The 24,386-nt window shown below is 75.1% G+C and carries 14 protein-coding genes; 11 read left to right on the forward strand and 3 right to left on the reverse strand.

Features of this window, described 5'->3' with window-relative positions:
* The first annotated feature begins 6 nt into the window (after positions 1-6).
* The 4 genes from ACFVYS_RS10535 to ACFVYS_RS10550 all read left to right on the forward strand — a co-directional run bounded on the left by ACFVYS_RS10535 (position 7) and on the right by ACFVYS_RS10550 (position 7,557).
* Entirely contained in the window at positions 7-1,209 is a 1,203-nt protein-coding gene (locus tag ACFVYS_RS10535) for an AAA family ATPase (protein WP_389500706.1), read from the forward strand.
* Positions 1,210-1,214: 5 nt separating this feature from the next.
* Positions 1,215-5,141: a DUF5682 family protein gene (locus tag ACFVYS_RS10540; RefSeq protein WP_389500708.1), complete on the forward strand. Its 3,927-nt coding sequence runs from the start codon at positions 1,215-1,217 to the stop codon at positions 5,139-5,141.
* On the forward strand, positions 5,138-6,916 hold the full coding sequence (locus ACFVYS_RS10545; RefSeq protein WP_389500710.1) for a hypothetical protein: 1,779 nt from the start codon (positions 5,138-5,140) through the stop codon (positions 6,914-6,916). The genes ACFVYS_RS10540 and ACFVYS_RS10545 overlap by 4 nt, the downstream gene beginning before the upstream one ends.
* A gap of 86 nt (positions 6,917-7,002) precedes the next feature.
* Positions 7,003-7,557 (forward strand): DinB family protein, encoded by a 555-nt coding sequence (locus ACFVYS_RS10550; protein ID WP_389500712.1) that lies wholly within the window; start codon positions 7,003-7,005, stop codon positions 7,555-7,557.
* 19 nt (positions 7,558-7,576) lie between these two features.
* Here the strand turns inward: ACFVYS_RS10550 and ACFVYS_RS10555 are convergent, their stop codons facing one another.
* Complete coding sequence (locus tag ACFVYS_RS10555; RefSeq protein ID WP_389500714.1) at positions 7,577-9,025, reverse strand: alpha-amylase family glycosyl hydrolase; 1,449 nt, start codon at positions 9,023-9,025, stop codon at positions 7,577-7,579.
* Complete coding sequence (locus ACFVYS_RS10560; protein WP_389500766.1) at positions 9,022-9,312, reverse strand: hypothetical protein; 291 nt, start codon at positions 9,310-9,312, stop codon at positions 9,022-9,024. The genes ACFVYS_RS10555 and ACFVYS_RS10560 overlap by 4 nt, the downstream gene beginning before the upstream one ends.
* A 290-nt stretch (positions 9,313-9,602) precedes the next feature.
* Here ACFVYS_RS10560 and ACFVYS_RS10565 point away from each other — a divergent pair, with 290 nt between their 5' ends.
* The gene (locus ACFVYS_RS10565; protein WP_389500716.1) at positions 9,603-12,071 is read left to right on the forward strand and encodes a CBM35 domain-containing protein; all 2,469 of its coding nucleotides are present in this window, start codon (positions 9,603-9,605) and stop codon (positions 12,069-12,071) included.
* Between the two features lie 25 nt (positions 12,072-12,096).
* Here the strand turns inward: ACFVYS_RS10565 and ACFVYS_RS10570 are convergent, their stop codons facing one another.
* Positions 12,097-13,497, reverse strand: coding sequence for a cytochrome P450 (locus ACFVYS_RS10570; RefSeq protein ID WP_389500718.1), 1,401 nt, complete (start codon positions 13,495-13,497; stop codon positions 12,097-12,099).
* 457 nt (positions 13,498-13,954) lie between these two features.
* Between ACFVYS_RS10570 and ACFVYS_RS10575 the strand changes: the two genes are divergently transcribed.
* The 6 genes from ACFVYS_RS10575 to ACFVYS_RS10600 all read left to right on the forward strand — a co-directional run bounded on the left by ACFVYS_RS10575 (position 13,955) and on the right by ACFVYS_RS10600 (position 24,380).
* Positions 13,955-15,457 (forward strand): acyl-CoA carboxylase subunit beta, encoded by a 1,503-nt coding sequence (locus ACFVYS_RS10575; protein WP_389500764.1) that lies wholly within the window; start codon positions 13,955-13,957, stop codon positions 15,455-15,457.
* A 46-nt stretch (positions 15,458-15,503) separates the two neighbouring features.
* Positions 15,504-17,240, forward strand: coding sequence for a fatty acyl-AMP ligase (locus tag ACFVYS_RS10580; protein ID WP_389500720.1), 1,737 nt, complete (start codon positions 15,504-15,506; stop codon positions 17,238-17,240).
* The gene (locus ACFVYS_RS10585) at positions 17,237-21,280 is read left to right on the forward strand and encodes an acyltransferase domain-containing protein (RefSeq protein WP_389500722.1); all 4,044 of its coding nucleotides are present in this window, start codon (positions 17,237-17,239) and stop codon (positions 21,278-21,280) included. Before ACFVYS_RS10580 ends, ACFVYS_RS10585 begins: the two co-directional genes overlap by 4 nt.
* Positions 21,281-21,289: 9 nt before the next feature.
* The gene (locus tag ACFVYS_RS10590) at positions 21,290-22,234 is read left to right on the forward strand and encodes an alpha/beta hydrolase (RefSeq protein ID WP_389500724.1); all 945 of its coding nucleotides are present in this window, start codon (positions 21,290-21,292) and stop codon (positions 22,232-22,234) included.
* 122 nt (positions 22,235-22,356) lie between these two features.
* Positions 22,357-23,565 carry a PucR family transcriptional regulator gene (locus ACFVYS_RS10595; RefSeq protein WP_389500726.1) on the forward strand — a complete coding sequence of 403 codons (1,209 nt, stop codon included), beginning with the start codon at positions 22,357-22,359 and terminating at the stop codon, positions 23,563-23,565.
* 173 nt (positions 23,566-23,738) lie between these two features.
* Positions 23,739-24,380: a cutinase family protein gene (locus tag ACFVYS_RS10600; protein ID WP_389500728.1), complete on the forward strand. Its 642-nt coding sequence runs from the start codon at positions 23,739-23,741 to the stop codon at positions 24,378-24,380.
* The last annotated feature ends 6 nt before the right edge of the window (positions 24,381-24,386 follow it).

The following is a 24,386-nucleotide window of genomic DNA, read 5'->3' on the forward strand; positions in this document are numbered from 1 at the left end:
GCGCCGATGACCACTACCGCCCTGTCTCCCGACTCCGATTCCGACTCCGCCGGCTCCCCCGGCCCGGTTCGCCAGATCGTCCCGCCCGAGGACCGGTACGCCGACGAGCTGGCCTTCCTGGCCGCGTACGACGACGGGCCGCGCCCGCCCGCCTGGCGGCTCACCCCGCGTGCCGTGGTCACGTTCGTCATGGGCAGCGGCGGCCGTGCCCTGAAGCTGCCCGAGGACGCCGAGGCGCCGGACGGGGTGCCGCGCCGGCTGGTGGTGGAGGGCAAGTTCGTCGGCGACCGGGCGCTGGTGGAACGGTGTGTGGTCACGCTCGCGGGCGAGCGCGGGCTGCTGCTCGTCGGCGAGCCCGGTACCGCGAAGTCGATGCTGTCGGAGCTGTTGTCCACCGCCGTGTGCGGCACCAGCGGGCTGGTCGTGCAGGGCACCGCGGGTACGACGGAGGACCAGCTCAAGTACGGCTGGAACTACGCCCTGTTGCTGGCGCAGGGGCCGAGCCGGCAGGCGCTGGTGCCCTCGCCTGTGCTGACCGCCATGTCGCGGGGCGCCATCGCCCGGGTCGAGGAGGTCACGCGCTGTCTGCCCGAGGTGCAGGACGCGCTGGTCTCGCTGCTGTCGGAGCGGCGCATCGCCGTGCCCGAACTCGCTGGCTCGGACGACGCGTTGGCGCATGCCGCGCCCGGCTTCAACCTCATCGCCACGGCCAACCTGCGGGACAAGGGCGTCTCGGAGATGTCCGCGGCCCTCAAACGCCGTTTCAACTTCGAGACGGTCGGGCCGATTCCGGACCTCGACGCGGAGACCGCCCTGGTGCGCAGCCAGGCACGGGCCTCGGTGGAGCGGGCCGGCGCGCCCTTCCAGGTCGACGACGCCGTACTGGAGGCGCTGGTCACCGCTTTCCGCGATCTGCGTGAGGGCCGCTCGGCGGAGGGCTGGGAGGTGGAGCGGCCGTCCACGGTGATGAGCACCGCGGAGGCCGTGTCCGTCGCGGGTGCGCTGGCGCTCGCGGCGGCGTACTTCCCGGGCGACCGTGATGTGCTCGGGCTGCTGCCGGGCCACCTGCTGGGCGTGGTCCGCAAGGACGACCCGGCCGACGCGGCCCGGCTGCGCGGCTACTGGGACGGGCCCGTCCGCCGCCGTGCCGAGCAGGGTTCCGCCACCTGGCGCACCCTGTGGGACCTGCGCACGGTCCTGGAGGGCTGACGGCCGTGTCCCCGCACCCCACCACCGCGCCGGGCGCACCGGACTCCCCCGGCACACCGGACTCCGCAGCCTCCCCCGGGACACCGGACTCTCCGGACTCCCCGGACGGGGCTCTCGCCGCCCTCACCGACCCGGCCGCGCCCTACCTCATCGGGGTCCGGCACCACGCGCCCTCGCTGGCCGCGGCCGTGCCCGCACTGCTGGACGAGGCGAAGCCCGACGTGCTGCTGGTCGAGCTGCCGGCCGAGATGCAGGAGTGGCTGCCCTGGCTCGGGCACGAGGAGACCCGTGCCCCGGTGGCGCTCGCCGCCGCGCCCGGTGACGGCGGGAGCGGCGGAGGCCCGGCGTTCTATCCGTTCGCCGACTTCTCGCCCGAACTGGCCGCCGTGCGCTGGGCCGCCCGGCACGGCGTCCCGGTGGTCGCCTGCGACCTGCCCCTCGCGGACCGGGCGTGGGGCGAGGGGCGCGGCGGCACCACGCAGGCCGAGGCACCCGGACTCGCCGGTGCGCTGCGGGCCCGGCTCACGGGCCGTCCCGGGGACGACCTGTGGGACCGGCTCGTCGAGGCCACCGCCCCGGGTTCGCCCCCCGAGGCGCTGCGCCGGGCGGCCCTGCTGACGGGGTGGGCGCTGCGCCGGGACGCGGCCGCCTCCGGCGGGGTGCCCGAGCTGGACCTGCGGCGTGAGCGGTGGATGCGGTCCCGGATCGCCGAGGCCACCGCGCGGGGCGAGCGGGCCGCCGTGCTGGTCGGCGCCTTCCACGCACCGGCACTGACCGGGTCGGCCCTCGCCCGACGAGGCGACGGCTCCACCCCCGCCATCGCGGGCGGACAAGGCGAAACCGCCGCCCCGGGCACCGGCGACAGGGCCACAGCCACGGTCCCGGCCGACGGGGAGCAGGGCGGCAGCGCCGTCCCGGCCATCGGCGAACATGCGGGAGCCACCGTCCCGGCCGACGGGGAACATACCGCAGCCACGGTCCCGGTCGGCGGCCGCCAGGGCGGTAACGCCGTCCCGGCCACCGGCGGGCAGGCCGGTGCCACCGTCCCGGCCAGCGGCAAGCGGGATGCGGACGCCGTCCCGGAGGGCGGCGGGCCGCGGGAAGGGGCTGTGGGGAGTCGGGCGGGGTGGATCACCTCGCTGATTCCGTATGCCTATGCCCTTCTGGACGAGCGGTCCGGTTATCCGGCCGGTATCCGGGACCCGGAGTGGCAGGACATGGTGCTGCGGGCGGCGGGCGATCCGCAGGCGTTGGAGGAGGCGCTGACGGGGGCGGCCGTGCGGGTCTGTGCGGCGTTGCGGGACCTCGGGCATCCGTCCGGGCCGGCCGACGCGCGCGAGATCACCCGGCTGGCCTCGGATCTGGCCCGGCTGCGCGGGCTGCCCGCGGCGGGCCGGGGCGAGTTGGTCGAGGCGGTGCAGACGGTCCTCGCGCAGGGTGAGCCGTACGGGCGTGGGCGGGCCGTGGCGCGGGCGATGGAGCGGGTGCTGGTCGGCACCCGCACGGGCCGGCCGGCGCCGGACGCGCCGCGCAGCGGTCTCGTCCCGGCGGTCGAGGCCGAGGTGGCGGGGCTGGGCCTGCCCGGACCGGAGAACGCCTCCGGCCCGGCGCGGGATCTGCGGCTCGACCCGCTGCGGTCGGACCTCGACCGGCGCCGTGAGCTGCTGCTGCGCCGCCTGACGGTGTGCGGTGTGCCGTACGGCGAGGCGAGGGAGGTGGTCGGCGCGGGCGGCGCCGAGGCCCTCACCTCACGCTGGGAGGTGCGCTGGACGCCGGCGACGGCGGCCATGCTGACCGCGGCCGGCGTGCGCGGGGTCACCGCGGCGCAGGCGGCCGAGGGTGTGCTGCGGGAGCGTCGGCGCGCGGAGCGGGACGCGGGCGGGTCGACGGCCGCGCAGGTGCTCCAGGGGCTCGCGGAAGCCGCGGAATGCGGTCTGCCGGCGCTCGCGGACGAGCGGCTCGACGATGTCGCCGGGGTGCTGCCCCTGGCCGGTACGCTGCCCGAACTCCTGGCCGGGCTTGCCCTGTCGGACCGGCTGCGGTCCGGTCATGTGCCGGGGCTCGGCGCCGACGGGAAGCGTACGGCGCGGGCGGCCGCCGTGGCCGAGCTGCTCACCGCGGCGGCGGTGCGGCAGGTGGACGGACTGACCGGTTCCGAGGACCCGGCCGACGCCCACGCCCTGCTCGAACTCGCGCACCGAGCCGACCTGTTGGGCGGTATCCGGCTCACCGACGCCCTCGCCCGGCTGGCCGCCGAGGGTTCCCCGCTGATGCGCGGTGCCGCCGGAGCGGTCCGGGTGCTGCTCGGGCAGGAGAGCGCCCGGGTATTCGGCGACCGGGTCGCGTCCTGGGTGGACGGCGCCGTCGACGCCGACTCGCGGTCGGCGCTGACGGCCCGGCTGAGCGGGCTGCTGGCCGCCGCCGGTCCGCTGCTGGAAGCGGCGGCGCCCGCGCTGGAGCCGCTGCTGGGCCGGGTGTCGGACTTGCCCGACCGGGAGTTCCTCGACCGGCTGCCCGCGTTGCGGGGCGGCTTCGAGACCCTGAGCCCCGCGGCCCGCGACCGTCTCCTCTCGGCCGTCGAGGAACGGCTCGGCACCGGGCGCGTCGCCGACACCGACGGGCTGGACCCGGCCGCGCTCGCCGCCTGGGCCGGGGCGGACCTCGCGGCCCGCGCCGCCCTGCGCTCACTGGGGCTGCTGCCCGCCCCGGGCGGCGATGAACAGGCGCCCACCGACGAGACGGTGACCGTGACGGCCGCGACCGCGACCGCGTCCGCGTCCGCGTCCGACAAGGCCGGACTCCCCGGGGACGGCCCCCTCGAACGTCGGCTCACCCCGGCCGACCGGTGGCGGCTCCTCCTGGGCCGCCGCAGCGATCAACTCCCTTCGTCCGCACGCACGTTGGCGACGGCTCTGGACGAGCTGTACGGCAGCGGGCGCGGCGAGGGCAGCCGCGGTGACCTGACGGGCCCGGGGACCGGTGGTGGCCGGGACGCGCCGTATCCCGGAGTGCGGGAGTGGTCGCAGGAGCTGGCCGCGCTGTTCGGTCCTGGCATCCGGGAGGAGGTGCTGGCGGCGGCCGCCGCGTCGGGTCGCAGGGACGTGCTCACGGAGCTGGACGCGGACAGCGTGCGCCCCTCCGTCGATCTGCTGCGTACCGTGCTGCGGCACGCGGGCGGGCTGCCCGAGGCCCGGCTGGCGGCGCTGCGTCCGCTGGTACGGCGGCTGGTCGAGGCGCTGACCCGGCAGTTGGCCACCCGGCTGCGCCCCGCGCTGCACGGCACGGCGCTGCCGCGCCCCAGCCGGCGTCCGGGCGGCGGCCTCGACCTCCCGCGCACGCTGCGCGCCAATCTGGCGACCGCGCGGCGCGGCCCGGACGGCACGGTCCGGGTCGTCCCGGAGCGCCCGGTGTTCCGTACCCGGGCACGGCGGGCCGCCGACTGGCGGCTGATCCTGGTGACGGACGTGTCGGGATCCATGGAGGCGTCCACGGTGTGGGCGGCGCTGACGGCGTCGGTGCTGGCCGGGGTGCCGACCCTGTCCACGCACTTCCTGGCCTTCTCCACGGAGGTCATGGACCTCACCGGCCATGTCGAGGACCCGCTGTCGCTGTTGCTGGAGGTCAGCGTGGGCGGCGGCACGCACATCGCGGCGGGGCTGCGGCACGCCCGCGAGCTGGTCACCGTGCCGTCGCGGACGCTGGTCGTGGTCGTCAGCGACTTCGAGGAGGGCTATCCGCTCGGCGGGCTGCTCGCCGAGGTGCGTGCGCTGGTCGGTGCGGGCTGCCACGTACTGGGCTGCGCGAGCCTCGACGACACGGGCCGGCCGCGCTACTCCACGGGCGTCGCGGGGCAGCTCGTCGCCGCGGGGATGCCCGTCGCCGCTCTCAGTCCGCTCGAACTCGCCCGCTGGGTAGGGGAGAAGATCGCATGAGCCAGGACCTGTTGCCGCCGGTCGCGCCGTCCGTCACCGCCGAACTCGTCGAGGCGCTCTCTCCCCGGCTGCGCAAGCGGCTGGACGCGGGCATCGCCAAGCTGGCGGCGCGTCCGGTCGTCCGCGACGGCGACACCGTGCGGATCGCCGTCGACGACGACACCGACCTCGAACTGCACGCGCCCGAGGGCGCGGTGACCAGCGCGGACGCGATCCGCTGCGGCTGTCTGCTCGCCCCCGACTGTCTGCACCGCGCGGCGGCGGCCTCGGCCGCGCCGGTGGCCGAGGACACTCCCGACAGCGCGCCCACGGCGCCGACAGCCGAAGGGGCATCCCAGCCGTCCGACGACGAGACCGCCGCCCCGGCCCAACTCGCCGCCGCGCGGACCGTGTACGACGCGGCGGCCGCCGTGCTCGAAGCCGGTACGGACGGCTCCGGCGCCGTGCTCCAGGCGGAGCTGCTGCGCGCCGCGCACACCGCGCGGCTCGCGGGTCTCCCGCGGGTCGCCGTCGCCGCGGTCTCCGTCGTCAACGGAGTACGCGCGGCCCGTTCCGCCGACCCCGCCCACCGGCTGCCCGACCTTGTCGAGGCGCTGCGCACCGTCCTCGGCATGGCGCACCGCCTGCCGTTCGCGACCGGCCGGGACCTGGCCGAACTGTGCGGCGGCGTACGTCAGCCGTACACCCCGGACGGCTCGCTGCGGCTGTACGGGCTCTTCTCGGAGCCCGTGCTGACGACGACCGGATACGCGGGCGCCGTGACCTGGACGGCCGACGCCGAAGGCCGTCTCTACACGGTCTCCGACGTGGCTCCGGGCGGCCCCGGCCGGGCGACCGGCGCCGCCGACCGGGCCGTCCGGATCGGCGACACCTCCCTGACCCACCGTGAACTGTCGCGCGCGGGCCTCGCGGTGTCCGGCGCGACCGTCTCCCCGACGGGGCGGCTCGGCGCCGGAGCCGGGGTGCGGGCGGTGCGCGCGTCGGGTGCCGCCTGGGGCGCCGAGCCGCTCGACCGGCTGTGGACGGTGCCGGTCGGCGCCCAGGTCGCACGCGCCCTGGCCGGCGGCCACGGCCTGCTCTTCCTCGACGTCACCCTGGCGGGCACGGTCCGGGAGGCGACGGGGGACCGTCTGCTGGCCGACTGCGAGGGCCGCACGGTCCGGCTCGCCGTCGCCCACGACGATCCCGCGCTCCCCTACCGCGACAACCTCCGCCTCCTGGCCGCCGCCCGGGGCGGTCGGCTGCGGGTCGTCGCGCGTCTCGTCCCGGGGCCGCTCCCGCGCGCCCTGCTGCTCGCCGCCGAGCACCCGACCCGGGCCGGCGAGCGGGTGGATCTGGGCCTGGACCGGCTCCAGCACGCGGACCTGCCCACGGCGCCGGCGACGGCCGTGCCCGCCCCCGCTCCCCCGGTGGACGAGGCGCCGTTGCACCTCCTGCGCCGCCGGGTGCACCAGGCCGTGTCGGGGGGCCGCCGGGTGCTGGGCTTCCCGGGCAGCGGGGCGGGGGACGGCGGACGGCTGCGCCGCGTCGGTCTCGCCACCGCGGCCAAGCTGCTCGGCGAACTCGGGTCCGCGGCGGCGGAACGCTCCCGCGACGCCTTCGGACGGCTGCTCCCGGCGGACACGGGCCGTTTCGCCCACGCCTGGCTGGCGGCGGCCGTCTACACCGGCGAGGTCGAGCGAGCGCTGTGCGCGGCGGCCTGGGGAGCGGAAGCGGGGGCGGGTGCGGAGGCAGGCGCGGGGGCGGGTGCGGAGGTCGTGGCGACATCTCGGTGAACCCGGCGCCATTAGGACAGGATCTGACCTCTATCGCTTCTAACGTGGTGCTCGCACACGGAAGAGGACTCACGGAAGAAGGCGCCATGAACCAGCCCACCACCCTCGACGAGACCGCCGCGGCTCCGGTCGTCAGCCGCGAGCGCGCCGACCTGCTGGAGGCGCTCGCCAAGCAGCGGCACTTCCTGCGCTTCACCACCCGCGACCTCACCGACGAGCAGGCCGGGCAGCGGACCACCGCGGGCGAGCTGTGTCTCGGCGGCCTGATCAAGCACGTCGCCAAGGTCGAGCGGGGCTGGGTCGCCTTCATCCTGGAGGGCGCGTCGGCGATGCCCGACTTCACCAAGATGACCGAGGAGGACTTCGCCAGGCGGGCCGACGAGTTCCGGATGCTGCCCGGAGAGACGCTGGCCGGCGTGCTCAAGGACTACGACGAGGTGGCTCAGCGCACCGACGAACTGGTCGCGTCCCTGCCCGATCTGGACGCGGACCACGCGCTGCCGGCGGCCCCCTGGTTCGAGGGCGACGCGCGGTGGTCGGCCCGCCGCGTGCTGCTGCACATCGTCGCCGAGACCGCCCAGCACGCCGGTCACGCCGACATCATCCGCGAGTCCCTGGACGGCGCGAAGAGCATGGGCTGAGGCCCCTCGCGGAGGACTGTCACCCGACCTCGAGGACATGCGTCTGCCAGGCCTCCAGGGCCACGAACAGGCCGGGGTCGGTCAGTTCGCCGCCGTCACGGTCGTACGTCCGCGCGGTCAGCAGGTCGGTCAGGCGGTGCTCGCGCCCGCGCAGGTCGTCCCAGGGCAGGGGCAGTCGTGCCCGGGCCGGGCGGTCGCAGTGGTTGACGACGACCAGGTGGCGCGCGTCCGCGTGCGTCCAGGTCCAGGCGAGCAGGCCGCGGTGGGTGTCGTCGCCCGGAAGGCCGGTCGGGGCGAGCGGCCGCCATGCGCCCCGGCGGACGGCCGCCGCGGCCGTCAGCAGCCGGTGGTGGAAGGCCCGCAGCGGCTCGTCGACGGGCTCCTGCGGTCTGCGCGCGAGGAACACCGGCGGGCGGACCCGGCGCCCCTCGAACTGGCCCTCGTGCCACAGTGTCGCGCCGGGCAGGGTGGCGACGGCCACGGCTGCCGCCCGTCCCCGCGCACCGGGCAGGGTGGCGGCCGCCCGCGGTTCGTCGTGGTTCTCGAGGAAGCGGACCAGGCCTCGCTGGTAGGTGAGGTCGGCCCCCAGATGGGCGCGGACGGAGTCGGCGTCCTCGTGCAGGAGACGGTCGTACAGCCGCTTGTCGTAGCAGTGGTCGAAACCCTGCTGCCGCAGGGCCCGTTCGAGGTCCCAGTACGCCTCCGCGACGAAGAGGAGGTCCGGGTGGCGCTCGCGGACGCGCGGGAGGACGTAGGGCCAGAAGTCCTCGGCGGGCGCCGGTCCGGCCCGGTCGCCCCACGTCTTGGCGAAGACGTCGTTCCTCAGCAGCATCGCCATGTCGCAGCGCACGCCGTCCGCCTGGTCGCCGATGGACACCAGTGTGTCCACGGTCGCCGCGCGCAGGGCGTCGCCGAAGGCGTTCAGCTGGACGACGTCGGGCCAGGGCGGGAAGAACGGGTCGCGCCCCCGGGCGAGGATCCGGCCGCCGGCCTCGATGAAGTCGCCCGGGGTGCGGGACAGGTCGTCCGCGCTGCCCTGGATCAGCCGGTCGGGGTGCCGGGTGACCCAGGGGTGGTCCGGGGCGACATGGTTGGGGACGAAGTCGAGGATCAACCGCGTTCCCCGGGCGGCCAGTTGCCGCCGGGCCTCGGCCAGCCCCTCCGGTCCGCCGAAGGAGGCGTCGACGACGTACTCCCGTACGCAGTAGGGGGATCCGGTGATGTCCGCTTCGGTGACGTCGGGCAGGGCGGCGCGGAACGAGGTCAGCAGGGCTTCGTCGCGCAGCGCGATCCGCAGTCCGGCCGGGCTGCGCTCCCAGACGCCCATCAGCCAGACGGTGTCCACACCGGGCAGGGCGATCTCGTCCCAGGCCTCGCCGGGCACCTCCCCCAGAGTGACCCGGCGCCCGTACCGTCCGCTCAACTCGCCCAGCCAGACAGCCGTGTTGATCTCGTAGAGCACCGTCATGGCAGGAGCTCCTCGCGGTCGCCGCCGCTCTTCGGCCGTAGTGAGTCGCGGTCGCCGCGGTGCCATTCGTCGGCGGTGAGGGTGTGGAACAGCGTCGTGGCGGCCGCTACCAGGCCGGTCCAGCCGGAGTACGACCAGGCGTCGCCGTCGGCGCTGCAGTCCTCCCGGACCGTGCCCCACTGCCGCTCGCTCAGGTACGGCCCCCAGCGCCGCCAAGGCGCCACGCCGTCGTCGGCCGCCGCCGGCCGCCGCCGTTCGGCGTCCGCAGCGCTGTCCCCGTCCGTCATCGCCCGTCCTCCTCGCCGCGGCCCGCCACCGGGCTCCACCCTCAGGCGTCCGGGGGCGGGCCGCAATGACAGGCCACGAGCACGGTGCCGACTTGGGCCGAACGATGGACACGCGGCGGGGGCCACCGAGGACCACCCGCCCCACGCGCCCCATCCGCCCCCCTGCCCCACACCTCACACTCCCCACTCCTCGCCCCCGCTCCCCCTCGCCCTCCCCCTCAACCTCGCCCCCCTCCCGCTCCCGCCAGGGCACTCTTGACGGTCTCCGTATGGCCGGTCACAATCCCCCCATGGATGTGACCGGTCACACCTCGCCTCCGGCGGAGATCGTCCCGCAGCGCCTCACCGTCGACCTCGCCGTCTCCGAAGGCCCTGTGCTGCTCGGCGCCAACGGCGCGCTGTACGGGCTCGGCGACGACGGGGTGCCCGGCGACGCCGTGCTCGCACCGCTGAAGATCACCAGCATCACGCAGAAGCCGGAGGGCGGCGCCCAACACCCCAACGGGGACGCGCTCTCCGTGTGCGGATCGTTCTTCCGCAACGGCGGCGGCGAGATCAACGTGCTGATGCAGGACGTCTACGCCGAGTGGCCCTACGAGAACCTGGGTATCGACGACTACCTCCCCAAGGTCGACAAGATCGTCAAGGAGGTGTCGGCGCACCCGCACGGCGACCGCTTCGTCCACATCCCCTTCAACGAGCCCGACTGCATCTGGTACGACCTCGGCGTCCCCGACCGGGCGCGGTACGAGGCCCACCGCGACCGGTTCTTCCGGGACTGGGCCACGGTGTACCGGCGCATCCGCGCCCTCGCCCCCGACGCGAGGATCGCCGGGCCCAACGAGACCGGCTACCACACCCGCCTGATGACCGACTTCCTCGCTTTCGCCCAGCGGGAGAACGTGCTGCCCCAGGTGGTCACCTGGCACGAGTTGGGCCCGGACTCGCTGCGGGACTTCCAGAGTCACCACGACGACTACCGTGCTATCGAACGCCGGTTGGGCATCGCACCGCTGAGGATCAGCATCGACGAGTACGCCAACCGCCGCGATCTGTCCGTGCCGGGACAGCTCGTGCAGTGGGTGTCGATGTTCGAGCGGAACAAGGTGTACGCCAACCAGGCCTACTGGGATGCCGCCGGCAACCTGGACGGCAACGTGGTGCGCACCAACATCCCCAACGGCGGCTGGTGGTTCTTCCGTTGGTACGCCGGGCTGACCGGCGACACCGTGCGGGTCACCCCGCCGCGGCCGCACACCGTCGACACCCTCCAGGGCCTCGCCTCCCTCGACACTTCGCGCCGTCAGGCCCAGGTGCTGCTCGGCGGCTCGGACGGCGACGTGGACGTCGTGGTGCGCGGCGTCCCCCGCGCCGTCTTCGGCCGCACGGTGGTCGCGACCGTCGCCGAGGCCGCCTGGTCGGGCTACGAGGGACAGCACGCCGCTCCGCGGGTCCTCGCCCGCACCGGGCTCGAGGTGGCGGCCGACGGTTCGGTGACCGTGCCGCTGCGCGGCGGGCAGAGGATGTCCGCGTACCGGATCGTCCTCACCCCGGCCGGCGCCGGCACTCCGTCCGCCCCGGCCGTGCCCTGGTCGGCGTCGTACGAGGCCGAGGAAGCGGCGGTCACCGGCGGCCGGGTGCGGACCCTGGGGACGGTCGCCGACGCAGGCGGCTACGCGGCCTCCGGCACGAAGGACGTCGGCTCCCTCGACAGCGCCTCCAGCAGGGTCGACTTCACGGTGACGGTCCCGGCGGACGGGACGTACGACCTGGCGATCCTCTACGGCAACCAGTCCGGCGCCCCCGCCACCCAGCGGCTGCTCGTCGACGGCGCGGACCCGGTCACGGTGACGTACCCCTCCACACAGAACGGGGCCTACCGCGCCAAGAAGGACCTCGGTGTCGAGCTGTCGGCCGGCGCCCATGTGCTGACCCTCGCCAAGGGCGACGCCGAGGTCACCCTCGACCGCATCGACCTCACCGCGTGCACCGGCGCACCGTCGGCGTCGTACGAGGCGACCCTCGCGGACATCGACGGCAGCCCGTCGTACGACTACTCCTCGTCGGCCGGAGTGGGCACGGGCGCCCTGGTCCTGCGGGAGGGCGACCGGGCCGTCTTCGACGTCTACGCCCCTCGCGACGGCTACTGCACGGTCGTACCGCGGGCCTCGGCGGCGGTACGGCTCACGCTGCACGGCGAGCGGGTGACGGCGGCGCCGGACCGGCCCCTGCGGCTCTACCTGGTGGCGGGCAACAACCGCGTCGCGCTGACCGCGCGGCACGCGGCCGTCCGGTCCCTCGACGTCTCGGGGGCGGGCTCCACCGACGGCACCCTCTCCTACGCCGCCGCCTCCGCCACCCTCACCGGTGGGGCGCAACTCGTCGAATCCGCCCACGCCTTCGGCGGCTTCTGCATCGACGACCTCGGCAACAGCCCCTCCAGCGCCGCCGAGTTCACGGTGCACGCGCCCGAATCCGGCCGCTACGTGCTGGTCGTCCACTACGCGCACGACGACCGACGCGACAACGGCCACGCCTACAACACCGACATCCTGTCCCGTACGGCGGATGTCACCGTCGGCGCCGGAGCGCCACGGAGGCTCACCTTCAAGAACACCTGGAGCCCGGAGGACTACTGGACCCTGGGTGTCCCCGTCGACCTGCGCAAGGGCGCCGACAGCGTCACCTTCCGCAATGCGACGAGCCGGGCCCCGCGCATCTGCCGCATCGAACTGGGCCGGGTATTCCGACAGCCGTAGGCCGACGCGCGCCGCCGTCCCGGGGTCAGCGGCCCACGCCGATCAGGCCCGTCAGATAGCGCCACAGCGACGAGCGCTGCCGGACCGCCGGATCGGGCAGGCCGATCCCGGCCGGTTCCTCGGCCGGGGCCCGCGGGGACGGCGGCTCGGGCATCGTCGCCAGTTCGTACCGCACGGGCAACGAGCGCAGGCCGCGCATGAACGGCGAGGAACGCCAGGGCAGTTGATCGGCGGGGAGGGCGAGGTCCAGGTGGGTGAACCGCTCGAAGAGCCGGCCCACGCCGACCGCCGCGACCGTCGACGCGAGCTCACGCGCCGGGCACTGGCGGGGGCCCGCGCCCCAGGCCAGGTGCGCCCGGGTGCTGACCGTGGGGCCCGACTCCACGTGGTCGGCGAAGAGCGGGTCGGCGTGCGCCGCCGCGGAGGAGACCCAGACCGGGTCGCCGGCCCGGATCGTGTAGTTCCCGAGCCGGGTGTCCTCGGCCGCGAAGCGCGGCACGAAGTTCACCAGCGGCGGCTTGCGCATGACCACCCGGTTCATGCTCTCCCTGACCATCCCCGCGGACAGGCTGGCCCGCACGCCGCCCTCACCCGAGATGACCTCGACCACGGTGTTGGAGATGAGGATGCCGACATGGTCGGAGGTCATGCCCAGCAGCATGAACAACTCGCGGGCGAGCTGGTCGAGCGAGAGGTCGGGATGCGCGGCCAGCAGGTACGAGGGGAAGTCCTCCCCCGGCTTCTCCAGCTTGCCCGCCGCCAGCTCGGCCAGCGCCGCCAGCAGCCGTTCCAGGGCGGGTTCCGCGTCCGGGCCCGCGTCCAGTACCCGCCACATGTCCATCAGCGCGTCGTCGCCCTGCGAACCGGGGAAGCCGAGCAGACGGCTGGCCACCATCAGCGGCAGCGGCCGGGAGAACTGGGCGGACAGGTCCGCCCAGCCCGTGCCGCCGGCCTGCCCCACCAGGCTGATCAGTTCGTCGGCGTAGGCGCCGACGGCCGTCTTCAGCCGCTTGGCCTGCGGGTGGCGCGGGTCCTGGAACGGCTTGAGGGCCGCGTCCCACGCCGTGCGCAGCGGCCGGTAACCGGGGCCGCCCTGGATCAGCACGTGGTTGACCTCGAGGGACGGTCCGAGCGGCCAGTCGGCCGGCACCCTGCCCTCCGAGCGGGCCCGCCACTTCTCCAGCCCCTTGGGCCACCCGGCGTCGTCCTGCAGCACCTCGAGCGACTCGCGGTAGCCCAGGACCAGCCAGGCGGGCACTCCCAGCAGGTCGACCGGCGCGACCGGACCGTGCTGTTGCCTGAGCCGCTCGTACACGAGCGAGGGGCGCGTCTCGTAGTCCCGGGTCAGCAGCGGTTCCGGAGTCATCGTCTCCAGCCGCGCGCCGTCCAGGTCCACGGATCCGCCGTCACCCACCTGCGATTCCATCGCTCTGCCGCCCTCCGACACTCCCCGTACCGGCGCGTCGTCATTCGGTAGCCGGAACCGGTCGGACCCTATCCCAGGCCCCGCCCGTGGCGAACGACGGGGGCACTGCGACGCGCGCGATCCCGGGGCCGCCGTCCCCGAGCGCCGCGCCACCTCAACTCGCGGGGTTCACCACGTGGTTGGCCCCGCCGCTGCCGCACCGCGCGAGCGTCCGGCGACGGCGGCCTTGTCACGCCAGGACGAAGTCGCGTCCCCGAGGACTCAACTCACGCAAACAGAACGGTGATCCCTCCGGTTCCCTCCCGCGTCGCTGCCATATTCGAGAACCACTTCGGAGGTGGCTGTGACGCGAGAGGCGACAACATCCCTGGCGACGGCGACGGCGACGGGGACGGAGACGGCGAATGGCACCGCGACAACGACAGCGACGAGTGCGGCGGACCGTACCGCCGACCGCATCGCCGACCTGGCTCGCCGTCAGGCGCGGGCGGTGGTGCCGGGCACACCCAGGAGAGCCGGGGCCCTCGGTGCGCGAGAGCGGATCGAACGCCTCCTGGACGAGGGCTCCTTCACGGAGACCGGCGGGTTCGTCCGGGCTCGGTCCACGGGGGACGATGCCCGCCGGCCCTACGGGGACGGGGTCGTCACCGGGTACGGCACGGTCGACGGGCGGCCGGTCTGTGTGTTCGCCCAGGACTCCACGGTTTTCGGCGGCAGCATGGGCGAGGCCTTCGGTGAGAAGACCGTGGCCCTCATGGACCTCGCGCTGAAGACCGGCTGTCCGGTCGTCGGGCTCAACGACTCCGGCGGCGCCCGGATCCAGGAGGGCGTCTCCTCGCTCGCCCTCTACGCCGAGCTGGTGCGCCGCAACGTGCGGGCGTCCGGGGTCATCCCGCAGATCTCGGTCGTGCTGGGCCCCTGCGCGGGCGGCGCCGCGTACTCGCCGGCCATCACCGACTTCACCGTGATGGTGGACGGCGTCTCGCACATGTTCGTCACCGGGCCCGACGTCATCGAGGCCGTCACCGGCGAGCGCACCACCGCCGAGGAGCTGGGCGGCGCCCGCGCCAGCAACTCCGTCAACGGCAACGCCCACTTCCTGGCCGTCGACGAGGAGGACGCCCTCGACACCGTGCGCGACCTGCTGTCGTACCTGCCCGCCAACAACCTCGGGCGGCCACCGCAGTACGCTCCCACGCCCGCCGCCGACGGGGCCCGGCTCGACACCCTGGTCCCCGACCGGACCGGCCAGGCCTACGACATGCGCGACCTCCTGCACGCGGTCGTGGACGACGGCGAACTCCTCCAGGTGCAGGAGCTGTTCGCGCCGAACATCATCTGCGCGCTGGCCCGGGTCGAGGGCGCCACCGTCGGGCTCGTCGCCAACCAGCCGATGCACGCGGCCGGCGTCCTGGACATCGACGCCTCCGAGAAGGCCGCGCGGTTCGTGCGGTTCTGCGACGCGTTCGGCATCCCCCTGCTCACCTTCGCCGACGTCCCCGGCTACCTCTCCGGGGTCAGCCAGGAACAGGCCGGCATCATCCGGCGCGGCGCCAAGCTGCTGTACGCCTACGCGGAGGCGACGGTCCCGAAGATCACGGTGGTGGTGCGCAAGGCGTACGGGGGCGGCTACGCGGTGATGGGCTCCAAACACCTGGGCGCCGACCTCAACCTCGCCTGGCCCACCGCCCGTATCGCCGTCATGGGCGCGGAGGGCGCCGTCGGCGTGCTGCACCGGCGTGAACTCGCCGCGGCCGACGACCCCGAGGCGCTGCGCGCCCGTCTCGTCGCCGCGTACGAGGCCACCCACGGGACGCCCTACCCCGCCGCCGAACGCGGGTACGTCGACGCCGTCATCGCCCCGCGCGACACCCGCGCGCACCTGTGCCGTGCCCTGCGCGCGCTGCGCGGGAAGCGCGCCCCGATGCCGGAGCGCCGGCACGGCAACATCCCGCTCTGATCGCCCGACCCGCCAGCCGACACCGCGCCGTGAGGAGCCACGCCCGATGGACAGCAGCCCCCCGCTCGCGCCCGCGTACCGGACTCTGCCCGAGTACCTGCGGCACTGGGCCGAAACCGCCCCCGACCGCCGGGCGTTCACCTTCGTCGACCACCCCGCCCCGCACTCGCTGGGCGTACACCGCACGCTGACCTGGCGGAGTCTGGACAGCCGGGTGCGGGCGCTGGCGGCCCGGCTCGCCGAGCAGGCCGAGCCCGGGGCGCGGGTGGCACTGCTGTGCCCGCAGGGAACGGAGTACGTCACCGGTTTCCTGGCGGCGCTGGCCGCCGGGCTGGTCGCCGTACCGCTGTATCCGCCCGGCCTGCCCGGGCACGGGGACCGGCTCACCGGGGTGCTGGCCGACGCGCGTCCCGCGGTCGTGGTGACCACGGGCCGGGCCATGGCGGAGGTGGCGGAGCTCTGCGCGGGTGCGCAGGTGCCGGTCGTCGCCGTGGACCGGATCCCCGGCACCGCCACCGGGGACCGGCCGGTGGCCGCGCCGGACCCCGGGGCGACCGCCTATCTCCAGTACACCTCCGGATCCACCCGGGCCCCGGCGGGCGTGGAGATCACCCACGCCAACGTGGTCGCCAACGCCCGCCAGGCGCTGACCGCCTACGGCGCCGACGCGGCCCCGGTGACCTGCGTGGGCTGGCTGCCGCTCTACCACGACATGGGACTCGTGCTGAGCGTCGCCGCTCCCGTCGTCCAGGGGCGTCTGTCGGTGCTCATGGACCCGGCCGCGTTCCTGCACGAACCGGCCCGCTGGCTGCGGCTCCTCGCCGCACATCCGCGCGCGCTGAGCGCCGCGCCCAACTTCGCCTACGACTACTGCGTCTCCGCCGTCTCCGACGCGCAGAAGGCGGAGCTGCGTCTCGACGGCGTCGCCGCGTTGATCAACGGCAGTGAACCGGTCCGGCCCGGCACCGCCGACCGCTTCCACGCGGCGTTCGCCGCCCAGGGGCTGGCCGCGGACGTCCACTGTCCGTCGTACGGGCTGGCCGAGGCCACCGTCTTCGTGAGCGCCGCCCGGCCCGGTGAGCCGCTGCGCCGGTTCGCCCTCGACCGGGACGCACTCGCCGCCGGCAAGGCCCTGCCCGCGCGGCCCGACGACGCCGACGCCGTGCGGCTGGCGGGCTGCGGCACCCCGGCGGGCCAGCAGGTCCGCGTCGTCGATCCCATCTCCCGCGACTCCCTCCGCGAGGGGGAGGTCGGCGAGATCTGGGTGCGGGGCCCCAACGTGGGGCGCGGTTACTGGAACAACGAGGCCCAGAGCCGGCGTGTCTTCGGTGCCCGGCCGGCCGACGCCCCGGGCGGCTGGCTGCGCACCGGCGACCTGGGGACGGTGCTGGACGGACAGCTGGTCGTCACCGGTCGGCTGAAGGACCTCATCGTCGTCGACGGCCGCAACCACTACCCGCAGGACGTGGAGGCCACCGTCCAGGACGCGCATCCGGCGGTGCGGCGCGACCGGCTCGCCGCCTTCGGTGTCCCGGGCGACGCGGGTGAGCGGGTGGTCGTGGTGGCCGAGCACACGCGGGCCACCCGGCTCGCCGGAATCGACGTACCGGCCCTGGCCCGGGCCGTGCGCGCGGCCGTCTCCGCCCGGCACGGCCTGCGGCTCGCCGATGTCGTCCTGGTCGCTCCCGGCGCCGTACCCCGGACGTCCAGCGGAAAGGTCGCGCGGTCCCTGGCCCGGGCCCGGTATATGGAGGGCGCCTTCGCGGCGGGGACCGCGCGGTGAGCGCCGTCGACGAGGACGCGCTGCGCCGCCTGATCGCGGAGCGGATCGCCGCCTGGAGCGGCACCGGCGACGCCCGGGTGCCGATGGACCTGCCGCTGGCCGACCTCGGGATGTCCTCGCGGGACGCCGTCGGCCTGGCCGGGGAACTGTCCCGGCTGACGGGCCGCGAGCTGCCGGCGACGCTGCTCTGGTCGGCGCCCACGCTGGAAGCGCTGGTGGCGCAGCTGCGCGGCCCGGCCGAGGGGCACCTCCCCGCGACGCCCGCGGCCCCTCCCCCGGCCGCGCTCGACGAGCCCGTCGCGGTCATCGGGGTGGGGTGCCGGCTGCCCGGTGGGGTGCGCGGCCCGGCCGACTTCTGGCGGCTGCTGGGCGACGAGAGCGACGCGATCGGGCCGGTCCCCGCGGACCGGTGGCGGGACTTCACCGCCTTCCCGCCCGCCGACGCGCCCACGAGCGGCGGCTACCTCGACGACATCGCCGGGTTCGACGCCGACTTCTTCCGCATCACACCGCGCGAGGCCACGGTGATGGACCCGCAGCAGCGGATGCTCCTGGAGGTCGTCCACGAGACGCTCGACCACGCCGCCGTCCCGGCCGCCGCCCTCGCCGGAACGACCACCGGCGTCTTCGTCGGCGTCTGTGCCACGGAGTACGGCCAGCTCACCGGCGCCCGAGCGGACGCCGTCGATCCATGGGCCCCGGCGGGCGCGGCGCTCGGGGTGACCGCGGGCCGGCTGGCGTACGTCCTGGACACCCGCGGGCCGAGCATGGCCGTCGACACCGCCTGTTCGTCCTCGCTCGTGGCCGTGCACCACGCCTGTGTCAGTCTGCGCACCGGCGAGAGCGACCTGGCGATCGCCGCCGGGGTCAACCTGCTGCTGTCGCCCGTCGTCGGCGTCGCCTTCGCGCGGGCGGGCGCCCTCGCGCCGGACGGCCGCTGCAAGCCGTTCTCCACGGCGGCCGACGGGATCGGACGCGGCGAGGGGTGCGCGGCCGTGCTGCTGAAACGGCTGTCCGACGCGGAGCGCGACGGTGACCGCGTCCTCGCGGTCGTCCGGGCCACCGCGGTGAACTCCGACGGCCGCTCGAACGGTCTCCTCGCCCCCAACCCGGCCGCCCAGCGGGCCCTGTTGAGCACCGCCTACGCGCGGGCCGGGCTGTCCCCCGCGCGGATCGACTACGTCGAGGCGCACGGCACCGGTACCCCGCTCGGCGACCCGATCGAGGCGGGCGCGCTCGGCACGGTCCTGGGCCCGGGCCGCGGCCCCGACCAGCCGCTGCTGCTCGGCTCCGTCAAGGGCAACCTGGGGCACCTGGAGTCCGCGGCGGGCATCGCGGGCCTGGTGAAGACGGTCCTCGCACTGCATCACGACCGCGTTCCGCCGTCGCTGCACTGCGCGCACGGCAGCGCCCTGGAGGATGTGCGACTGCGGGTGGTGACCGAGCCCGAGCCGTGGCCCCGCTACGGCGGCACGGCCACCGCCGGGGTGTCGGCCTTCGGGTTCGGCGGTACCAACGCCCATGCCGTACTGGAGGAATGGCGGCCCGACAGGCTGCCTCCGCCGCCGGCCGAGGAGCCGGCCGCCCGGCTGCACCTGCTGTCCGACGTCGACACCGAGCGGGTCCGGGACACCGCGGCCCGGCTCGCCGGGTGGCTCCGCACGCCCGGGGGCCGCGCAGCCCGTCCGGCCGACGTGGCCCGTACGCTCGCCGGACGCACCGGGCGCGGGCCGGTTCGCGCCGCCGTCGTCGCCGATGACCGGGAGGAACTGGCCGACGCCCTGGGCGCGTTGGCGCAGGACCGGCCGCACGCGCGGGTGCTGACCGGCGACCGCGACCGGGTCGGGCGCGGCCCGGTGTGGGTGTTCTCCGGGTACGGCAGCCAGTGGGCCGGCATGGGGCGCCGGCTGCTGGCCGAGGAACCCGCCTTCGCCGCCGCCGTGGAGAAGCTCGACGCGCGGCTCGCCGTCGCATGCGGCTTCTCGCTCCACGACCGGCTGGCCTCCGGAGCGGCGCTCGACGACCTGGAGATCGCCCAACCCGTGCTGTTCGGAGTCCAGTTGGCACTCGCCGAGTTGTGGCGTTCGTACGGCGCCGAACCGGCGGCCGTGATCGGTCACTCCATGGGCGATGTGGCTGCCGCCGTCTGCGCGGGCGCGCTGGACGTCTCGGACGCCGCCCGGGTCGTCGCCGTGCGGGCCCGGCTGCTGAGCGGGCTGCACGGCGGCGCGATGGCCGTCGTCGACCTGGACGACGGCGAACTGGCCGACCTGGAGCGTGAGTTCCCGGGCGTCCGGGTCGCCGTCCACTCCTCGCCCCGGCAGAAGGTCGTCACCGGGGACGAGGATGCGGTCACCCGGCTCGTGCGCCGGCTCGAGGGGCAAGGCCGCGCCGTCCGCGCCATGCGGGTCGTCGGCGCCGGACACTCGCCCCAGGTGGACCCGCTGCTGCCGGAACTGACCGACGCCCTCGCCGACGTCCGGGGCAGGCCCGCGCGCATCCCGGTCTACTCCACCGTGCTCGACGACCCGCGCGGCGACTGCCGGTTCGACGCCGCCCACTGGGCCGCCAACCTGCGCCGTCCCGTGCGTCTGGACCGGGCCCTCGCGGCGGCCGCCGCCGACGGCCACACCGCCTTCGTCGAGATCTCGCCGCATCCGGTCCTGGCCCGGCCGGTGACCGACACGGTGCCCGGCGCCCTCGCGGTGGGCACCCTGCGCCGCGACGCGGACGGCTGCGCCGGGTTCCTCTCTGAGCTGGGCGCCCTGTACGCGGCCGGTCTGCCCTTGCCCCTGCCCCGTCCGCCCGGCCGGGTCGTCGACGTGCCCGCACCGCGCTGGCGGCACACGCGGTACTGGTGGACGGACGGGCGGGCCCCCGTCGCGGCGCCGGCAGCGGCGGCGGGGCGATGGGCCGAGCCCGCCGCACCGGGCGCGCAGGACGACGGCCCGGTCTCGGTCGCCGCCCGGCTCGGCCACCACATCGCCGCCGTCACCGGCCATCCGACGGCCCGCGTCACACCTGCCACGGCGCTGGCCGACCTCGGCCTGGACTCGCTGATGGCGGTCCGTATCCGCACCGCTGTGGAACGGGAGTTCCGGGTCGACCTGCCGCTGCGCGACCTGCTCGGCGCCGCCACCGTCGACGAGGTGGCCGACCGCATCCGGCAGGCCCTTCCCACGCCGGAAGCCGCCGGGGACGAGACGGAGGTGTCCGCTCCGCTGCGGGCGCTGCGCAGCGGAGGCTCCCGGCCGCCGCTGTTCCTGTTCCCCGCGGCCGGCGGCGGCGCCGACGTCTACCGCGCACTCGCCGAACGGCTCGGGGACGACCGTCCGGTGCACGGGCTGGAACGGCTGGAGGACGCCCTTACCGTGCCGGAGAAGGCGCGCCGCTACGCCGAGGCGATCACCGCGGTCCATCCCGACGGCCCGCTGCTGCTGGGCGGTTGGTCCTTCGGCGGCTTCCTCGCCCAGGAGACGGCCCGGCAGCTCACCGCCGCCGGACGGGCGGTGCCGCTGGTCGTGCTCATCGACTCGGTGCGGCCCCTCCTGCGATCCGACCGCACGGGGGCCGACCGGCTCCGCACGCACTTCACGGGCTTCGCCCGGCACATCGCCGACACCTACGGCGTAGTCCTGCGGCTGCCGTACGACGAACTCGCGGCCATGGACGACGACCGCGAGCGCATCGATCTGGTGCTGCGGACCCTGCGCGGCGCCGTCGAGGTACCGGCCGCGGCGCTGGAGCACCAACGTGCCTCCTACCTGGACCTGCGGGTCGGCGAGGCCCATCGTCCGGGCCGCCACGGCGGCCGCGTGGTCCTGTACCGGGCCACCGAGCCGGCCCCGCACACCGTGCGCGACCCGGCGTACGAACGGGACGACGAGTCCCTCGGCTGGGACGAGGTGTGCCCGCGTCTGACGGTCGTACCGGTCCCGGGGCACCACCTCTCGCTGCTCGACCCTCCGCACGTCGACGAGGTCGCCGCCCATCTGCGGCGGCTGCTCGCCCCACCGAGCGGACCCGCTGAACCGGACTGAGGAGCCGCCATGCCGCAGCACACCGCCCGACCGTCCCGCCGCGCCGTCACCAGGGCCGCGGCGGCCACCGGCCTGGCCGCCCTGTTCGGCGCGACCGCCGCCACGGGACGCGCCCGGGCCGCGACCCGACTGGGGCCGCGCACCTTCGACGTGTCCGTGTCCTCGGCCGCCCTGGGCCGCAGCGCGCCGGTCCGGCTGATCCTGCCGTCGGACTTCGACGCCCGGCCCACCCGGACCTACCCCGTCCTGTATCTCCTGCACGGCGCCCACGACGACTACACGTCCTGGACCCGGGAGACGGACATCGAGGCCTTCGCCGAGGGCCGCGACCTGATCGTGGCCATGCCGGACGCGGGCCCCACGGGCATCCCCACCGCGTGGCGCGGCGGACCCGACTACGAGACCTTCCAGCTCCAGGAGGTCCCGGCGCTGCTGGCCCGCGACTACCGGGCGTCCGGCGTGCGGGCCGTCGCCGGGGTCTCCACCGGAGGCTACGGCGCGATGGCGCACGCGGCCCGCCACCCGGGCACGTTCACCGCCGCGGCCTCCTACAGCGGCATCCTCGACACCACCGCCCCCGGCGTGCCCGCCCTCCTGGACGCCATCGTGGCCCGCGAGAACCTGGCCCCGCACTCGCTCTGGGGCAGTCCGCTGCTCAACGCCCTGACCTGGCGCGACTTCAATCCGCGCGCCCGGGCAGCCGGGCTGCGCGGCACTCCCCTGTACGTCTCCAGCGGCAGCGGGGTGGTCGGCGGCATCGGCGACTGGCTGCCCGAGGCGCTGGAGAGCACCCTGTGGCTCTCCGCACACGCCTTCACCGATCTCCTCGGGCTCCTCGGCATCGCGGCCACCACCCACTACTACGCGGGAGGAGGACACAGCTGGACGTACTGGAAGCGGGAGTTCACCGCCTCGTGGCCGATGCTCGCCGGTGCGCTGGGGGTGCCGGAGTGATGTCGGTGCAGCCGGGGCACGGAACGGAGCGCAGGGGACGTCCGTCCAACACAGGACGTCCCCCTCGTCCCACGGGCAACGGCGCGTGGGCGAGCCGCCTCCGGGTGAAAGGAGTGTCCGTCGTGGCTGTCCCCACCCCGCGCGGCGTGCCCACCGACCCCGGGACCGTTTCGGTTCCGCCCGACCTGGCCGAGTTGCTGCGCGACCGGCTGGACGGCGTCGCCGACGAGGTGGAGGAGGAGGTCCGCCGGCAGGTCCCCGAGTACGCGCGGCCGGCCGACGGGATCTACGGCCGCAATCTCCGGGCCGGAGTGGTGCAGGCGCTCACGTTGTTCGTCGACCACATCGCCGACCCGCGCGGCCAGGGAGCCGCCATCGCCGCGACGTACTACGAACTCGGGCGCGGCGAGGCCCTGGAGGGCCGCAGTCTGGACGCGTTGCAGTCCGCGTTGCGGGTGGGCGGGCTGCACGCCTGGCGGCTGATGGGCCGTACGGCGGAGGAACTCGGGCTGGACTCCACCGCCGTGGCCACCCTCGGCGAACTGGCCTTCCGGACGGTGCACGAGGTCGCGGAGGCGGCCGCCGCGGGCTACGCGGAGGCACGGTCGCACAGCACGGACGAGCTGGAGCGGCGCCGCCGGCGTCTGCTCGACCTGCTGCTGGGCGACGGGCCGGTGTCCCCGGAGGCGGTGCAGGACCTGGCGCACGGCGCACGCTGGCGGGTGCCCGCGCAGGTCGCCGTCGTCACGCTGGCGGCCAGCGCGGACCCGCACGCGGCGGACGGGCCACCGGTGATGCCCGGGGCGCTGACGGACATGGGGTCACGGCCGCCCCGCGTGCTGGTACCGGACCCGGAGGGCTCCGGGCGGTTCGGCGGCCGGTCGTTCCTGCTGGGCCTCCAGGGCCGTCCGGCGGCGATCGGCCCGACGGTCCCCGTCACCGAGGCCGCGCAGTCGTTGCGCTGGGCCACCCGGGCCCTGGGGCTGATGGGCCGCGGGATCCTGCCCCGGCAGGGCGTGGTGCGGTGCGCGGACCATCTGTCGACCCTGCTGCTGCACAGTGACGAGCCGCTCCTCGCCCACCTGCGGACGCGGGCCCTCGCGCCCCTCGACGCCGCTTCCGAGGGCCAGCGTGCCCGGCTGGCCGAGACCCTGCTGGCCTGGCTGCTCAGCGGCAGCAACGTGCCCGATGTCGCCGCCCGGCTCCACATCCACCCGCAGACGGTCCGCTACCGCCTGCGTCAGCTGGAGAAGCTCTTCGGCGACGCCCTGCACGATCCCGGCGCCCGCCTGGAGCTGATCCTCGCCCTGCGCTCCGCGAGCCACTCCTGACGGGCACATCCTGACGGACACCGGCACCGCACCGGCCCGGCCCACTCACCCCGGAACAAAAACAAGCGGACTTTCTGAATTCCCGTCCATAACACCCGGCAAGGAAACGCGAATACCTTCGGGACTGTCCTTTTCATCAGGCGCTGCTCGCGCCCCACCCGCAAAGGATTCCCATGCGTATCCGCTTGTGCCTCGCCGCGCTCTCGCTCGTCGGCGGGGCTGGAATCGTCACTCTCTCGGCGCCCACCGCATCCGCCGCCGCCTGCGCGGACATCGACGTCGTGGCCGCTCGCGGCACCTTCGAGCCGGGCACGCTCGGCCTGATCGTCGGCGATCCGGTGCTCTCCGCGCTCCAGAGGAAACTGACGGGGAAAAGCCTGTCGAGCTATGCGGTGAACTATCCCGCGGACCTTTCCCTGACCTCGGCAGCGCAGGGAAACGCGGATCTGGTGAACCACGTCAAGGCGCAGGCGACGGCCTGCCCGAACCAGCGTTATATTCTCGTCGGATATTCGCAGGGCGCGAATGTCGTCGACAATTCCATCGGCATCAGCAGTGCGGGCGCGGTGGTCGGCAGCCCCATCGTCGCGACCCTCCCGGCGGCGGTCGAGCCGAGGGTCGCCGCGGTCCTGCTGTTCGGCAACCCGATCCGGGCCCTCGGCAAGAGCGTCACCGGCACCTACCAGAGCCGCACCATCGACTTCTGCGCCACCGGTGACCCGGTCTGCGAGAACGGCGGCGACGACGTACTGGCGCATCTCGGCTACACCACCGACGCCACCTCGGCGGCCACCTTCGCCGCCGGCAAGGTCTGACCGTAC

Source organism: Streptomyces sp. NPDC058295 (assembly GCF_042880655.1).
GTDB lineage: Bacteria > Actinomycetota > Actinomycetes > Streptomycetales > Streptomycetaceae > Streptomyces > Streptomyces coriariae.